The following is a 16,052-nucleotide window of genomic DNA, read 5'->3' on the forward strand; positions in this document are numbered from 1 at the left end:
AATTTCCCGCTTGCTGACTCGCTGGCTGAACGATGGATACGACGAGCAATGCCTACTTGGCGGCCGCGCCTTCCTTCGCCGGGTCCTTCACGCGCTCGAACTTGTCGAACTCGACGTTCACCAGCTGGCCGTTCACGCGCTCGGTCTTGCGGATGTAGACGGTCTGCACGATGTCGCGCGTGGCCGGGTCGATCTCCACCGGGCCGCGCGGGCTCTCGAAGCTCAGGCCCTTGAGCGCGTCCATGAACTTGTCGCCGGCGGTGTCGCCCTTGGTCCTGGCCAGCGCGAGGTCGATGGCGGCCATGGCGTCGTAGGCGGTCACGGCGAAGTAGCTCGGGCGCAGCTTGGCGCCGTTGTCGGCGGCGAAGTCGCGCACGAACTTCTGGTTCTTCGGCGAGGGGTGAGCGAAGGAGTAGTGGTGGCTGGTGACCAGGCCCAGCGCCACGTCGCCGGTGGCGTCGAGGTAGCTGTCGTCGGTGGCTTCGCCGGTGGCGTAGAGCTTGATGCCGGCCTGCTCCATGCCGCGCTCCTTCCACACCTTCAGGAAGGCCGGCGGCATCACGCCCGAGGGGAAGAAGAAGAACACGGCCTGGGGCTTGGCGTCCTTGATGCGCTGCACGTAGGCCGAGAAGTCGGGGTTGTTCATCGGCGTGCGCACCTCGCCCGACACCTTGCCGCCGCCGGCGGTGAAGGTCTTCTTGAAGGCGGTCTCGGCGTCGACGCCCGAGGCGTAGTCGGCGACCACGGTGTAGGCGTCCTTGATGCCTTCCTTGAGCATGTAGCGCGCCATCGGGTCCGTCACCTGCTGCACGGTGAACGACAGCCGCGCTACGTACGGCGAGCTGGTGGTGATGGCCGAGGAGGCCGCGTTCATCACGATGGTCGGGATCTTCGCCTGCGTGGCGATGGCGCCCACGGCGTAGGCGTTGGGGCTGAAGTCCAGGCCGGTGAGCACGCTCACCTTGTCGCGCACGATGAGCTCCTGCGCGATGCGCTTGGCGGCGTCGGGCGCGGGGCCGGCGGTGTCCTTCTTGATGATCTCGACCGTGCGGCCGCCCACCTTGCCGCCGTGCTCCTTCAGGTAGAGCGCGATGCCGGCGTCGAACTGGCGGCCGTAGTCGGCGTAGGGGCCCGAGTAGGTGGCGATGAGGCCGATGCGCAGCGGCTCGCCGGCGGCCTGCGCGGTCGCTCCCAGCAGGCCGAAGCCGGCCAGCAGCAGGGTCGAGAGGATGGTTCTCTTGGTCATCGTCGTCATGGGAAAACGCCTTTCAGGTGGAGTGGATGCGCCCCTTCGGGCGCCGCTGTCATGTAACCGGATGTGCAAACAAAGCGGGCGATGATGCCCGAGCCAGGCGTCAGACCTGCGTATCGGGCACGCGCACCGTGAGGCCATCGAAGGCCGCGGTGATGCCGAGCTGGCAGCTCAGGCGCGAGCCGGGCCGGCGCTCGGACGCCACGGCATCGAGCAGCGCGCTCTCCATGTCGTCGGGCGGCGGCAGCAGGTCGATGAAGGCGTCGTCCACGTAGACGTGGCAGGTGGCGCAGGAGCAGCAGCCGCCGCACTCGGCGTCGATGCCGCGCACGTTGCCGCGGATGGCGGTCTCCATCACGCTGGCGCCGACCTTGGCGTCGACCGAACGCGTGGTGCCGTCCTTGAGGATGTAGTGGATCGTGGGCATGGGTTCTAGAACATGTCGAAGTACTCGCGGTGTTCCCACTCGCTGACTTCGAGGTTGAAACGGGCGATCTCCGCTTCCTTGATGTGGCAGAGGTAGTCGACGAAGGTCTTGCCCATCTGCGCGTTGAGCATCTCGTCCTGGCGCAGGCAGGCGAGGGCGTCGCTCAACGAGCGGGGCAGCTGCTCCGCCGGCGTTTCGTACGGTGCGTCGGCAGAGGGGCCGGGGTCGATCCTGTTGCGGATGCCGTCCAGGCCCGAGAACAGCTGCGACGCCAGGTACAGGTACGGATTGGCCGTCGGCTCGCCCACGCGGTTCTCGATGCGCGTGGCCGCCTGGCCCGGGCCGCCGAGCACGCGCAGCATCGCGCCGCGGTTGTCCTTGGCCCAGATCGCGCGGTCGGGCGCGAGCGAGAAGGGGCGGTAGCGGCGGTAGCCGTTGATGGTGGGGCTCGCCAGCGCCGCGGCGCCGCAGGCGTGCGCCTTGAGGCCGCCGAGGTAGTGCATGCCGGTCTCGCTCAGCGGCTGGCCGCTCGAGGCCTCCGGCATGAAGGCGTTGACGCCGTCGCTCCTGCGGCGCAGCGACTGATGCAGGTGCCAGCCGCTGGACATCACGTTCGGGATCTTCGGCCGGCACATGAAGGTGGCGTGCAGCCCGTGGCGCTGGCAGACCTGCTTGATGGCGCTGCGCAGCAGCACCATGGTGTCGGCGGGCATGACGCCGGCGGTGGGGCCGAAGGTGAGCTCGAACTGGCTGGGGCCGAATTCGATTTCGAGCGAGCGCAGCGGCAGGCCCAGCGCCATGAGCTGCGAGCGCAGCAGCTCCATCAGGTCGTCGACGCGGTCGTAGCGCAGCTCGGTGAGGTACTGGTGGCCGTGCGACAGCAGTGACACGCGCGGCGGCTCGCCGGGCTGGCCGGAGTCGGCCAGGCCCATGCGGGCGTCGTCGAGCCTGAAGACGTGGAACTCCACCTCCAGGCCGGCGATGAAGTCCAGCCCCAGCTCGTCGAGCTGGCGCACCGCGCGCTGCAGGATCTGCCGCGTGGCGAAGGGGCAGGGCTTGCCGTCGGCCATGTAGGCGTCGCACATCACCCAGCCGGTGCGCGGCGACCACGGCAGGACCTTGAAGGTGGCGGGGTCGGCCACGATGGTGAAGTCGGCGCCGCCCTGCAGGCCCTCCATGGCGAAGCCGCCGCCCTGGGTGAACACCGGGAACACGGTCTTGTGCGAGGTGTCCTTGGCCAGCAGGGTGGAGGTGAGGTTCACGCCTTCCCAGAGGGCCGAGCGCGCCTCGGCGGCGACCAGCGTCTTGCCGCGCAGGATGCCGTGCTGGTCGGGCCAGGCGAAGCGGACGAGGTCGACTTCGCCGCCGTCGATGCGGCGCACCAGTTCCCTGGCCTGCGCGTGCTGGTCTTCGCTCCAGAGGCCGAAGCGGTCGACGAATGTGTGGCTCGTCATGGCGTGTGCTCAGGCTGCGGCCAGGCGTGCGGAGGCCCAGTCCGACTTCAGTCGCCGCGCGCGGTCGGCGTCCTGCCAGTAGGCCTCGGTGGCGGCCTCGTCGGCGACGTTGCGGCCGATGCCGTCGATGGACGGCGGGCCGGTCATGGCGCTGGCCTGCGCGGCGTCGATGACCATCGGCGCGCCTTCGCCGGCCAGCGTGGCCTCGATCGCCTTCACCAGCACGCGGCGGTAGGCAATGATCCCCTTGTCGGTGCTGCCCAGGTGCTCGCGCGTGCGGTCTTGAATAGGGCCCTGCGACTCCACCGCCCACTGGTCGTGCACGTTGATGTCGTCGCCCATGCCGGTGTAGGTCTCGGTGAGCTGTTCCTCGATGCTGTAGCCGTAGTTGTTGCGCTTGTTCTTGCGCGAGGTGTAGTCGGGCAGCTCGTAGAGCTTCAGGCGCTGCTCGCGCATCTGCTGCTTGTCGACCGGGCCGGTGAAGCTGGTGAAGATGGCGTACCAGTAGCAGTGTGTGTCGTCCACCGGCACGTGCCACTGCGAGATGGTCATCTCGGAGCTCATCGGGATCACGAAGGCCTGCGGAAACACGAGGTTGGTCACGCGCACGTGGGTGGTGTCCTCCGACAGCTTGCGCAGCGCCTTCAGGCGGAAGCCGTAGTTGGTGGGCTCGACGCTGATGTCGGGCCGGTCGTATTCGCGCAGCACCTTGGTGATGGGCATGTCGGAGTCGGCCGAGGCGCCGCGGAACTGCTTGCCGTAGCTTTCGGAGGTGTCCTCGTCCTCGAAGAAGCGGTGCAGGTACGAGGCGTGCGCTGGGTCGATGCCCACTTCGAGCGCCTGCAGCCAGTTGCACTCGAACAGGCCCTTGAACGCGAAGGTGTGGCTGTCGGGCGCGACGAAGCAGTCGAACTCGGGGAAGGCTGGGGGCTCGCCCTCGCCGATGTAGGCAAAGACCACGCCGCTCTTCTCGACCACCGGATAGGCCGACTGCTTGATGCGGCTGCACAGCTTGCTGGAGGCGGGTTCGGCCGGGGTCTCTAGGCAGTTGCCCCTGGCGTCGAACAGCCAGCCGTGGAAGGCGCAGCGGATGCCGCCGTTCTCGAGCCGGCCGAAGGCGAGGTCGGCGCCGCGGTGGGGGCAGTCGCGGTCGAGCATGCCGAGCTGGCCGCTCTCGTCGCGGAAGAGGACGAAGTCCTGCCCCATGAGTTTCACCGGCTTGACCGGGCGCGGGCCCGCCAGTTCGTCGGCCAGGGCCACCGGCTGCCAGTAGCGGCGCAGCAGCTTGCCGGCGGGCGCGCCGGGTCCGACGCGGGTGATGAAATCGTTCTGCTCTGCGCTGATCATCGTGCGGGCTCCATCGTGGGGACTGTGGAAAGAGGCTTGCAGCCATTGCATGCAACTGTATGCATTGTCTTGGTGATCCTCGATCCGGGTCAAACTTTCATCTGCCAAATTGCCCCAATCTGGGGCCTGCAAACGCCAAAATCAGGGTAAACGCTGAGCGTATCGTCGGTTTTTGACACTTCTTGTGAAGAGATGCATGCAACAACCGAGCCAGAGTAAATACGCTGCGTGCAATGTGGGGCCCGTCTCCTAGAATCCGCCCATGGACTCCCAACAATCCCGCGTGCTCGTGCAATTGCGCGACATGATCCTCAAGGGCGAATTCGGGCCCGGAGAGCGGCTGGCCGAGATCCCGCTGGCCGAGAAGCTCGAGGCTTCGCGCACGCCGGTGCGGCTGGCGCTGGCCAGCCTGGAGCACGAAGGGCTGATCGAACAGTCGCCCAGCGGCGGCTACCAGATGCGCCGCTTCACCTCGCAGGAGGTGGCCGACGCCATCCGCGTACGCGGCGTGATCGAAGGCTTCGCCGCGCGCCTGCTTGCCGAGGACGGCGCCTCGCGCCAGCTGCTGCGCGACCTGAAGGAATGCCTGGAAGACGGCGACCGCGCCGTGAACAAGCCCAGCATGGAGATCGACGACTACGCGGCCTACGTCGAGATGAACGACCGCTTCCACAAGCTGATCATCGAAGGCTGCGGCAATCTCGCGCTCAAGCGGGTGATGGACATGCTCGGCGGCCAGCCCTTCGCCGCTCCGAGCGCCATGCTGCCGATGCAGTCGTCGATGGAAGAGGGCCAGCAGTGGATGCGGCAGGCGCATCGCACGCACCATGCGATGGTGCAGGCCATCGAGCGCGGCCAGGGCTCGCGGGCACAGGCGCTGGGCGAGGAGCATGTCGAGATCGCACGCATGAACCTCGACTACGCGCTGGAACGGCCGGAGCTGGCGGCCGAGCTGATGCCGGGCATCAAGCTGGTGGCGAAGGGCCGCGGCGGCGCCTGAATCTCCGACGCTGGCGGTGCGGCAGCTCAGCTGCTGAGCGCACGCCTCGGCGTTACCACCGCCTCCACCGCCGCGCCCACCGCCAGCAGGCGGTGATCGGTGTTGCCGATGCTGGCCACCATCAGCCCCACCGGCGCGGTGCCCGCGTCATGGCAGGGCACCGAGAGCGCGCAGCCGTCGAACAGGTTCACCACCGCGGGGTTGCGCAGCATGCGGCCGTTGATCCGGTAATAGGTGTCATCGTCCTTCAGCACTTCGGCGATCGGCGGCGCGATGTCGGGCGTGGTGGGCATCAGCATTGCGTCGTAGCTCGCGGCCACGGTGTTGATCGAGCGGATGAACTGCCGGCGCAGCGCCTGCAGCTGCAGGTAGTCGGGCGCGGTGATGGTCTCGCCGGTCCTGATGCGGGCCAGCACGCGCGGGTCGTACCTGGCGGCGCCGGCCTTGATGAGCTCGCGGTGCCAGGTGAAGGCTTCGGCGGCGGTGATCATCCCGCGCGGGTTGATGGTCGGCGCCTTCGCGAACTCGGCCATCGGTAGCTCGGTGATCGTCGCGCCCGCGGCGGAGAGCTTGGCCAGCGCCGAGGCGAAGGCCGCAGCCACGGGCGGCGAGAGTTCGTCGAGGAAGAAGGTCCTGGGCACCGCGAAGCGCAGGCCGCGCATCGGCAGCACGCGCAGCGGGCGCGGCAGCTCGGCGGCGAGCACGGAATCCAGCAGGGCGCAGTCTTCCACCGTCCACGCCATCGGACCGGCCGAGTCGAAGGAGGTCGACAGCGGCAGCACGCCGTCCAGCGGAACGCGCCGCTGCGTCGGCTTGAAGCCCACCAGGCCGTTGAGGGCGGCCGGAATGCGCAGCGAGCCGCCGGTGTCGGTACCGATGGCGCCGGCTGCCATGCCATCGGTCAGCGAGATCGCGCCGCCGGAGGTCGAGCCGCCGGGAATGCGGCCGGTCGCGCGGTCGTAGGCGTTCTTCGGCGTGCCGTAGTGCGGGTTGATGCCCAGGCCGGTGTAGGCGAACTCGACCGTGTTGGAACGCCCGATGACGATCGCGCCCGCGCGCCGCAGCCGCTCGACCACGATGGCGTCGCGCGCGGCCGGCGGCTGGCCGGCCAGCACCACCGAGCCGCCGAGCGTGGTGACGCCGGCCTCGTCGAACAGGTCCTTCAGCGAGATGGGGATGCCGGCGATGGGCGAGGCGGCGGGGCGGCCGCCCTTGCGTTCGGCGTCGAGCCGCGCGGCGGCGGCGCGTGCCGAATCGGCATGCACGCGGATGAAGGTGCGGGCGCCTTCGCCGGCGGGGTTCTGGATGGCGGCCAGTGCTTCCTCCACCAGCTGGCTGCTGCTGAGGCTGCCGGCGGCGAGGCGGCGCGACATCTCGGCGATCGAGAGCTGCCCCATGGCCCTGCCTCCGGTCGCCTCGGCCGGCTTCTGGGCGAAAGCCCGCGGCCAGAAGGAGGACAGCCCGGCGGTCGCGGCTGCGCCGGCGGCCTGCTGCAGGAAGTGGCGACGTCGTTGTTGTTGCTGCTGCGTCATGGCACGCTCCCCCATCCGGTCGGATGGAATCGGGCCAGTCTACACAGCCATGGCGGCGAACGCGTTGCCGGCCGTTACCGCTGCTGGTGCCGGGCGCCGGGCACCTCGATCAGCAGCTGGGGCTTGTAGCCTTCCTGTTCGCCGTTGCGCGAGTAGCCCAGGGGGTTGGCAACCACGCGGCAGCCGTTCTTCACGTAGTCGGACGGGCAGTGCAGGTGGCCGTGCAGCCAGAGCTGTGCATGGGGCAGCAACTCGTCGAGCGCGTTGCAAAAACCTGCGGTGCCGGGTGTCAATCCGTAGCGCGGATCGCCGCTCTCGAGGCTGGGCGCGAAGTGGGTGATGGCGACCGTGGTCCCGTCGAACGGCTCGGCCAGCGCCTGCTTGAGCCAGTCCTGGCAGGCCAGCCCCTGGTCGCGCAGCTGCGCGGCGAGGAACAGCTCGCCGTTACGCATGGTGGCTGCTTTTTCAAGATAGAAATCGGCCGCGCGCATGGCCTTGCCGCGCTTCTTGAGTGCTTCGGCGAGGCTGTCTGTCGGCTCGGCGAGCGCGTCGAAATCGGCCCAGAGCGTGGTGCCGACGAAGCGGACGCCTTCGATTACCCGGGTTTCGCGCTCCAGCCAGATGATGTTGAGCTCGTCGCAGAGGGCGCGCAGGCGCTGGTGGGTCTCGTCGAAGTCGACGTTGTCGTATTCATGGTTGCCCGGCACGTAGATCACCGGCACCGGCCAGCCCTTGCGGGGGGAGAAGCGGCCCAGGCCGAAGTCGGTGTCGGTCAGGCGGGAGCCCTGCTGGTAGGAGCCGATGTCGCCCGCCAGGATCAGCATGTCGGCGCCGGGCAGGGGCTCGGCTCGGAAGCGGGGATGGGACTCCAGGTGCAGGTCGGACAGCAGTTGCAGCTTCATCGTCGAGCCAGTCTAGGTGAATTGCCCCATGCGTGACACGCATAAGGTTTGGCTTGATCTTTTAGGGTTAACCCTTATTCTTGGAGCATCAACCACTCCAGCGCAGCCACGAGCCGCGCACCATCATGTTCAGCCTCATCGCCCAAGTGGCCCGTTTCTTCCGTTCTTCCAGCGCCAATGCCCCGGCCAGCCACGCCGCCGCACTGATGGAAAGCGCCGACATGCGCGCCGGCCGCGGAGCCCATCACGCCCAGGAGCTGCGTGCCGCAGCCAGCGCCTGGCTCAGCGTCGTCCGCTGATCCACATATAGATAGCGCAACAGGTCAGTCGGGCACCTTCTGTCCGAGGACCGAGCCGGCGAAAGCCGCGGCTGCCGAGCGCAACAGCGCATTTCGCAGCCATTCGTGAGAATGCCCGTGCTGGGCGCGCCGATGCCAGATCGCATCCACGTGTACCGGCGGCTGGTCGAAGGGCAGGTCGCGCAGTACCAGCTGGTCGTCGATGCCGGTCACGGTCACGAAGTGGCGGGGCAGCACGGTCAGCAGATCCGAATTGGCGACCACCCTGCCTGCGGTGAAGAACTGGTTCACCGTCACCACGATGCGCCGCTCGCGGCCCATGGCGCCCAGCGTCTGGTCGATGAAGCCGTAGGGCCGGCCCGAGAAGCTCACCAGCAGATGGCGGGCGGCACAGTAGTCGTCCAGCGTGAGGGGCGCATCCGCCAGCGGATGGCCCCGCCGCATCACGCATACATATTGGCCCAGGTAGAGCCGCTGGGTCTCGAACGGAACCCCCACCCCCGACTGCCCCCGCGCCGCGAGGCTCGCGATCACCGCCGGGAAGTAGCCGACCGCCATGTCGACCTCTTCCTGTTCCAGCATGCGGCGCGGATCGCGCGTGGTCAGCGGCAGCACGCGCAGGGAAATGGCCGGGGCTTCCTTTTCGGCGATCTGGACCAGGCCCGGGATGAGCTCCGCCGCGGTGGCATCGGCCATCGCCAAGAGGAACGTCGTGTCGGCCGTGCCGGCATCGAATTCGCCGGGGGCCAGCGTGTGCTGCAACTGGCGCAGGGCGTCCCGCACGGTCGGCCAGAGGGCGAGCGCGCGAGGGGTGGGCTCGACGCCTGCGCCGGAGCGGCGCACCAGCTCGTCGCCCAGGACTTCGCGCAGGCGCCGCAGCGCATTGCTTACCGCCGGCTGGGTGATCGACAGGTTGCGAGCGGCTCGTGTGAGGTTGCGTTCGGCCATCACCTCGTCGAAGACGCGGAGCAGATTGAGGTCGAGCGTGCGAAAGTTGACGTCCATCAGTCTTGTGAATGATAAACATCAGAAAGATAAAGTGGATAAACACTGGGGTAATCCCTAATATCACCCCATCGGCCTTGTTCGCCACCACTGATTACCAATGTCCCAGGAGGGATGCATCATGACCAGCTTCGTTCACGTTGACCAACCCACCGTCCACCCCGGCGTCCGTCGCGCCGAGGTCCTGTTCGGCCAGATCCAGGCCGCACGCGCAGGCGCCAATGGCGCCCGCCCGCTGATCGCCCTGTTGATCGTCGCCATCGCGGCGGCCGTCCTTGTGGTGACCGAGTCGCTCGTTTCCAACTGGAACGACGGCGGCCTGCTTGCTGCCTGGACGGTGTTCTGCATTGCAGCCATCGCCTTGTTCGCGCTGTTCGCCGGCTCGGTCCGCCAGAGCAGCCTCGCCGCCGCGTGGCGCGCAGCTGCCGAACGCCGTGCCGCAGCGCGTGCCGACGCCCGCTTCCTCGCCACCGCTCAAAGCGACCCGCGCGTGATGCAGGAACTGCAGGCCGCCATGTGGCGCCAGCAATCGGAAGGCACCATGCCCGCAGCCGAAGCCGCCAAGATCGATGCACTGGCCCGCATGAGCGCCCGCTCGCAGGAAGTGCGCATGCCCACGCTGTACGAAGCGATGCGCCGCATGAACAGTTCGCGCTACTACTAAGCAGCAGCGATTCGCCAATAAAGAAAGCCGCCTTCGGGCGGCTTTCTTTATTTATGAGGGGAGGCGCACAGCCGCTGCGCAAAAAGTGCGAAAGAGTAGACAGAGTCTCAAAATCTGTCATATACTCGTGGGCTTCGCTGCTAAATGCCTCCTGGTGTTCAGGTCTTGCAGGTTCTTAGGGGCTGGTTGGATGGGGTGAAGAAAAGTCTTCGAAAAAAGTTGACGCGGTTTGAAAAAACAGTGCATAATCGGAGGCTTCGCTGAAACGAACTGCTTCGGCGACTTGCGATGAGAGTTGCGGGTTGCGAGAAAAGTTGGCGGATGCGAAAAGCCAAAATGGTTTGGTTGATTTGAAAAATCGTGCTAGACTGCAAGGCTGCGCTGAAATGACTTCGGCGGCTGACAATGAGAGTTGTGAGCTGCGAATAACGAAGAAATGGAAAGCGAAAAAAGTTTGGCGATTCTTTAAAAATCGTGCTAGACTACAAGGCTTCGCTGATCGCAGCAAGCAAACGAAGTAAACGACAAGTTGCTTCGGTGATCGTTAAAAAATTACAGCCGATAAGCGTGGGCGTTTGAAGGTAATTGCACAAGTTCTTCGGAACAAGTCGCAAGACTTAAAACGCTCATGAGAATAGAAGTGAAGTTCACTTCAATTCCGTTTTTGTGAGTTTTGCTCCATCGCGAGATGGGGCGCAAAATCAAGATCGAACTATAGAGTTTGATCCTGGCTCAGATTGAACGCTGGCGGCATGCCTTACACATGCAAGTCGAACGGCAGCGCGGGAGCAATCCTGGCGGCGAGTGGCGAACGGGTGAGTAATACATCGGAACGTGCCCAATCGTGGGGGATAACGCAGCGAAAGCTGTGCTAATACCGCATACGATCTACGGATGAAAGCAGGGGATCGCAAGACCTTGCGCGAATGGAGCGGCCGATGGCAGATTAGGTAGTTGGTGAGGTAAAGGCTCACCAAGCCTTCGATCTGTAGCTGGTCTGAGAGGACGACCAGCCACACTGGGACTGAGACACGGCCCAGACTCCTACGGGAGGCAGCAGTGGGGAATTTTGGACAATGGGCGCAAGCCTGATCCAGCCATGCCGCGTGCAGGATGAAGGCCTTCGGGTTGTAAACTGCTTTTGTACGGAACGAAACGGCTCTTTCTAATAAAGAGGGCTAATGACGGTACCGTAAGAATAAGCACCGGCTAACTACGTGCCAGCAGCCGCGGTAATACGTAGGGTGCAAGCGTTAATCGGAATTACTGGGCGTAAAGCGTGCGCAGGCGGTGATGTAAGACAGTTGTGAAATCCCCGGGCTCAACCTGGGAACTGCATCTGTGACTGCATTGCTGGAGTACGGCAGAGGGGGATGGAATTCCGCGTGTAGCAGTGAAATGCGTAGATATGCGGAGGAACACCGATGGCGAAGGCAATCCCCTGGGCCTGTACTGACGCTCATGCACGAAAGCGTGGGGAGCAAACAGGATTAGATACCCTGGTAGTCCACGCCCTAAACGATGTCAACTGGTTGTTGGGTCTTCACTGACTCAGTAACGAAGCTAACGCGTGAAGTTGACCGCCTGGGGAGTACGGCCGCAAGGTTGAAACTCAAAGGAATTGACGGGGACCCGCACAAGCGGTGGATGATGTGGTTTAATTCGATGCAACGCGAAAAACCTTACCCACCTTTGACATGTACGGAATTTGCCAGAGATGGCTTAGTGCTCGAAAGAGAGCCGTAACACAGGTGCTGCATGGCTGTCGTCAGCTCGTGTCGTGAGATGTTGGGTTAAGTCCCGCAACGAGCGCAACCCTTGTCATTAGTTGCTACATTCAGTTGGGCACTCTAATGAGACTGCCGGTGACAAACCGGAGGAAGGTGGGGATGACGTCAAGTCCTCATGGCCCTTATAGGTGGGGCTACACACGTCATACAATGGCTGGTACAAAGGGTTGCCAACCCGCGAGGGGGAGCTAATCCCATAAAACCAGTCGTAGTCCGGATCGCAGTCTGCAACTCGACTGCGTGAAGTCGGAATCGCTAGTAATCGTGGATCAGAATGTCACGGTGAATACGTTCCCGGGTCTTGTACACACCGCCCGTCACACCATGGGAGCGGGTTCTGCCAGAAGTAGTTAGCTTAACCGCAAGGAGGGCGATTACCACGGCAGGGTTCGTGACTGGGGTGAAGTCGTAACAAGGTAGCCGTATCGGAAGGTGCGGCTGGATCACCTCCTTTCTGGAAACAGGCAATTTAATTTAAACGCCCACACTTATCGGTTGTTGGAAGAAGTCGAGATCGTCAAGGTCATCGATATGGGTCTGTAGCTCAGCTGGTTAGAGCACCGTCTTGATAAGGCGGGGGTCGTTGGTTCGAGCCCAACTAGACCCACCAAATCTTCTGATATCTCGTGTGAGAGTTGAGGGGGATTAGCTCAGCTGGGAGAGCACCTGCTTTGCAAGCAGGGGGTCGTCGGTTCGATCCCGTCATCCTCCACCAACAACTCGATGCTTACTCAACACCAAAGCGGCTTCCTGCGAAAGCATGAGGCTTCTTTGTTGTTGATCAGGATCTCTTGATCAATCGGCTGTTCTTTAAAAATTCATAGAGTCGAATCAGCGCTGCTGATGGAAACCGTACATTCGTAAAGGTTTAGTGCGGACCGTGCCATCAGCAGCAAGAATTTTTGATTGCGTCAAAAGAAACTTCAATTTCGAATCAAATCGATTTTTGAAGACGGCATAACGCGTCAGGTGAAAGACCTGGCAATTCCTTGATTGACTTTGGTTTCCGTGAGGAAACGTCAAAGTTATAGGGTCAAGTGAATAAGAGCACGTGGTGGATGCCTTGGCAATGATAGGCGACGAAGGACGTGATAGCCTGCGATAAGCTTCGGGGAGCTGGCAAATTAGCTTTGATCCGGAGATTTCCGAATGGGGAAACCCACCGAAAGGTATCGTTATCTGAATACATAGGGTAACGAGGCGAACCGGGTGAACTGAAACATCTCAGTAGCTCGAGGAAAAGACATCAACCGAGATTCCGAAAGTAGTGGCGAGCGAAATCGGAGAAGCCTGTTAGTGATAGCACAAGACATAACGGAACAGCTTGGAAAGGCTGGCCATAGCGGGTGATAGCCCCGTACGTGAAATGACCTGTGTGGTACTGAGCTAACGACAAGTAGGGCGGGACACGAGAAATCCTGTCTGAATATGGGGGGACCATCCTCCAAGGCTAAATACTCATCATTGACCGATAGTGAACTAGTACCGTGAGGGAAAGGCGAAAAGAACCCCGGGAGGGGAGTGAAATAGATCCTGAAACCGCGTGCTTACAAAAAGTAGGAGCCCGCAAGGGTGACTGCGTACCTTTTGTATAATGGGTCAGCGACTTACATTCAGTGGCAAGGTTAACCGAATAGGGAAGCCGTAGAGAAATCGAGTCCGAATAGGGCGATCAGTCGCTGGGTGTAGACCCGAAACCAAGTGATCTATCCATGGCCAGGATGAAGGTGCCGTAACAGGTACTGGAGGTCCGAACCGACTAGTGTTGCAAAACTAGCGGATGAGCTGTGGATAGGGGTGAAAGGCTAAACAAACTTGGAAATAGCTGGTTCTCTCCGAAAACTATTTAGGTAGTGCCTCAAGTATTACCTTCGGGGGTAGAGCACTGTTTTGGCTAGGGGGTCATGGCGACTTACCAAACCAAGGCAAACTCCGAATACCGAAGAGTACAGCTTGGGAGACAGAGCACCGGGTGCTAACGTCCGGACTCAAGAGGGAAACAACCCAGACCGCCAGCTAAGGTCCCTAAAATTGGCTAAGTGGGAAACGAAGTGGGAAGGCTAAAACAGTCAGGATGTTGGCTTAGAAGCAGCCATCATTTAAAGAAAGCGTAATAGCTCACTGATCGAGTCGTCCTGCGCGGAAGATGTAACGGGGCTAAGCCAGTTACCGAAGCTGCGGATTTGCAATTTATTGCAAGTGGTAGGAGAGCGTTCTGTAAGCCTGTGAAGGTGCGTTGTAAAGCGTGCTGGAGGTATCAGAAGTGCGAATGCTGACATGAGTAGCGTTAAAGGGGGTGAAAAGCCCCCTCGCCGTAAGCGCAAGGTTTTCTACGCAACGTTCATCGGCGTAGAGTGAGTCGGCCCCTAAGGCGAGGCAGAGATGCGTAGCTGATGGGAAACAGGTCAATATTCCTGTACCGATTGTTAGTGCGATGTGGGGACGGATCTTAATAGGTCATCCGGGTGTTGGATATCCCGGTTTAGATGGATGTAGGCGTGCATTAGGCAAATCCGGTGCACATATACCGAGGCCATCGATCGAGCCAGCTTGCTGGTGAAGTGATTGAACGAGGTTCCAGGAAAAGCCACTAAGCTTCAGCTAACAACGACCGTACCGCAAACCGACACTGGTGCGCGAGATGAGTATTCTAAGGCGCTTGAGAGAACTCAGGAGAAGGAACTCGGCAAATTGACACCGTAACTTCGGAAGAAGGTGTGCCCTATTAGTGTGAAGTGAACAACGGAGCATGAACGGGTTGCAAAAAATCGGTGGCTGCGACTGTTTATTAAAAACACAGCACTCTGCAAACACGAAAGTGGACGTATAGGGTGTGACGCCTGCCCGGTGCTGGAAGATTAAATGATGGGGTGCAAGCTCTTGATTGAAGTCCCAGTAAACGGCGGCCGTAACTATAACGGTCCTAAGGTAGCGAAATTCCTTGTCGGGTAAGTTCCGACCTGCACGAATGGCGTAACGATGGCCACACTGTCTCCTCCTGAGACTCAGCGAAGTTGAAATGTTTGTGATGATGCAATCTCCCCGCGGAAAGACGGAAAGACCCCATGAACCTTTACTGTAGCTTTGTATTGGACTTTGAACAGATCTGTGTAGGATAGGTGGGAGGCTTTGAAGCAGGGTCGCTAGATCTTGTGGAGCCAACGTTGAAATACCACCCTGGTGTGTTTGAGGTTCTAACCTAGGTCCATTATCTGGATCGGGGACAGTGCATGGTAGGCAGTTTGACTGGGGCGGTCTCCTCCCAAAGCGTAACGGAGGAGTTCGAAGGTACGCTAGTTACGGTCGGACATCGTGACGATAGTGCAATGGCATAAGCGTGCTTAACTGCGAGACTGACAAGTCGAGCAGATGCGAAAGCAGGACATAGTGATCCGGTGGTTCTGTATGGAAGGGCCATCGCTCAACGGATAAAAGGTACTCTGGGGATAACAGGCTGATACCGCCCAAGAGTTCATATCGACGGCGGTGTTTGGCACCTCGATGTCGGCTCATCTCATCCTGGGGCTGTAGCCGGTCCCAAGGGTATGGCTGTTCGCCATTTAAAGAGGTACGTGAGCTGGGTTTAAAACGTCGTGAGACAGTTTGGTCCCTATCTTCCGTGGGCGCTGCAGATTTGAGGAAGCCTGCTCCTAGTACGAGAGGACCGGAGTGGACACACCTCTGGTGTATCGGTTGTCACGCCAGTGGCATTGCCGAGTAGCTAAGTGTGGAAGAGATAACCGCTGAAAGCATCTAAGCGGGAAACTCGTTTCAAGATGAGATCTGCCGGGGCCTTGAGCCCCCTGAAGAGTCGTTCAAGACCAGGACGTTGATAGGTCAGGTGTGGAAGCGCAGTAATGCGTTAAGCTAACTGATACTAATTGCTCGTGCGGCTTGACCCTATAACTTTGATCAGTCAGATCAAGGTGTTATGCCAAGTTGACGCATTCAAAACAATTCGCCAAAACTGATTCCAAACTCTATGAATTCGTTTGGTTGATCGCGTGATCAACCAGACAACCCTTTATGCCTGATGACCATAGCGAGTTGGTCCCACTCCTTCCCATCCCGAACAGGACAGTGAAACGACTCAGCGCCGATGATAGTGCGGGTTCCCGTGTGAAAGTAGGTCATCGTCAGGCTCTTACAGCCCCAAAAGCCCCCGGTCCATCGCGATCGGGGGTTTTTGCTTTGCACAGCACAAACAAGAAAAAACGCCAGGAGACGGACTAAAACGGGCTACACAGCGACTGCGAGAACTGAATTACTCGCGGCGCTAACTGCACCAACCCTGCAGTCAACCGACTGATAGCCTATGCCGCTCTGCTGAGAAGTGCGCACAAATAAAAAAGCCCGATGGATTTCCATCGGGCCTTTGCT

At 61.5% G+C, this 16,052-nt stretch carries 10 protein-coding genes, 2 tRNA genes and 3 rRNA genes; 8 read left to right on the forward strand and 7 right to left on the reverse strand.

Annotation, left to right across the window (positions count from 1 at the left end):
• Window positions 1–52: 52 nt before the first annotated feature.
• From ABL843_RS01020 to ABL843_RS01035, 4 genes are all read right to left on the reverse strand, one after another.
• Window positions 53–1,255, reverse strand: coding sequence for an ABC transporter substrate-binding protein (locus tag ABL843_RS01020; protein WP_184638833.1), 1,203 nt, complete (start codon window positions 1,253–1,255; stop codon window positions 53–55).
• Between the two features lie 100 nt (window positions 1,256–1,355).
• Window positions 1,356–1,679 (reverse strand): 2Fe-2S iron-sulfur cluster-binding protein, encoded by a 324-nt coding sequence (locus ABL843_RS01025; protein WP_184638831.1) that lies wholly within the window; start codon window positions 1,677–1,679, stop codon window positions 1,356–1,358.
• Between the two features lie 5 nt (window positions 1,680–1,684).
• Window positions 1,685–3,133, reverse strand: coding sequence for a glutamine synthetase family protein (locus ABL843_RS01030; RefSeq protein WP_184638829.1), 1,449 nt, complete (start codon window positions 3,131–3,133; stop codon window positions 1,685–1,687).
• A 9-nt stretch (window positions 3,134–3,142) separates the two neighbouring features.
• Window positions 3,143–4,480, reverse strand: coding sequence for an aromatic ring-hydroxylating dioxygenase subunit alpha (locus ABL843_RS01035; RefSeq protein WP_184638827.1), 1,338 nt, complete (start codon window positions 4,478–4,480; stop codon window positions 3,143–3,145).
• 262 nt (window positions 4,481–4,742) lie between these two features.
• Here ABL843_RS01035 and ABL843_RS01040 point away from each other — a divergent pair, with 262 nt between their 5' ends.
• Window positions 4,743–5,480 (forward strand): GntR family transcriptional regulator, encoded by a 738-nt coding sequence (locus ABL843_RS01040; RefSeq protein ID WP_126020480.1) that lies wholly within the window; start codon window positions 4,743–4,745, stop codon window positions 5,478–5,480.
• A 26-nt stretch (window positions 5,481–5,506) separates the two neighbouring features.
• Here ABL843_RS01040 and ABL843_RS01045 read toward each other — a convergent pair whose 3' ends face one another.
• Together ABL843_RS01045 and ABL843_RS01050 are read right to left on the reverse strand one after the other, a co-directional pair.
• On the reverse strand, window positions 5,507–7,012 hold the full coding sequence (locus ABL843_RS01045; RefSeq protein WP_418118690.1) for an amidase: 1,506 nt from the start codon (window positions 7,010–7,012) through the stop codon (window positions 5,507–5,509).
• A gap of 74 nt (window positions 7,013–7,086) precedes the next feature.
• Window positions 7,087–7,914 (reverse strand): metallophosphoesterase, encoded by an 828-nt coding sequence (locus tag ABL843_RS01050; RefSeq protein ID WP_418118691.1) that lies wholly within the window; start codon window positions 7,912–7,914, stop codon window positions 7,087–7,089.
• A gap of 125 nt (window positions 7,915–8,039) precedes the next feature.
• Between ABL843_RS01050 and ABL843_RS01055 the strand changes: the two genes are divergently transcribed.
• Entirely contained in the window at window positions 8,040–8,213 is a 174-nt protein-coding gene (locus tag ABL843_RS01055; RefSeq protein ID WP_165909565.1) for a hypothetical protein, read from the forward strand.
• 24 nt (window positions 8,214–8,237) lie between these two features.
• Here ABL843_RS01055 and ABL843_RS01060 read toward each other — a convergent pair whose 3' ends face one another.
• Window positions 8,238–9,218, reverse strand: coding sequence for a LysR family transcriptional regulator (locus ABL843_RS01060; RefSeq protein ID WP_184638823.1), 981 nt, complete (start codon window positions 9,216–9,218; stop codon window positions 8,238–8,240).
• A gap of 121 nt (window positions 9,219–9,339) precedes the next feature.
• Between ABL843_RS01060 and ABL843_RS01065 the strand changes: the two genes are divergently transcribed.
• The 6 genes from ABL843_RS01065 to rrf all read left to right on the forward strand — a co-directional run bounded on the left by ABL843_RS01065 (window position 9,340) and on the right by rrf (window position 15,814).
• Window positions 9,340–9,882 (forward strand): hypothetical protein, encoded by a 543-nt coding sequence (locus ABL843_RS01065; protein ID WP_418118692.1) that lies wholly within the window; start codon window positions 9,340–9,342, stop codon window positions 9,880–9,882.
• Between the two features lie 709 nt (window positions 9,883–10,591).
• Window positions 10,592–12,126, forward strand: a 16S ribosomal RNA gene (locus tag ABL843_RS01070).
• A gap of 79 nt (window positions 12,127–12,205) precedes the next feature.
• Window positions 12,206–12,282: transfer RNA gene (locus ABL843_RS01075), tRNA-Ile, on the forward strand.
• 29 nt (window positions 12,283–12,311) lie between these two features.
• A tRNA-Ala gene (locus ABL843_RS01080) sits at window positions 12,312–12,387 on the forward strand.
• A gap of 316 nt (window positions 12,388–12,703) precedes the next feature.
• Window positions 12,704–15,574 (forward strand): 23S ribosomal RNA (locus ABL843_RS01085).
• A 127-nt stretch (window positions 15,575–15,701) separates the two neighbouring features.
• Window positions 15,702–15,814, forward strand: a 5S ribosomal RNA gene (gene rrf / locus ABL843_RS01090).
• Together the 16S, 23S and 5S rRNA genes with 2 tRNA genes alongside form the textbook arrangement of a ribosomal RNA operon.
• Window positions 15,815–16,052 lie beyond the last annotated feature (238 nt).

This window comes from Variovorax sp. 350MFTsu5.1 (genome assembly GCF_048302515.1).
GTDB classification, from domain to species: Bacteria; Pseudomonadota; Gammaproteobacteria; order Burkholderiales; family Burkholderiaceae_C; genus Variovorax; species Variovorax guangxiensis.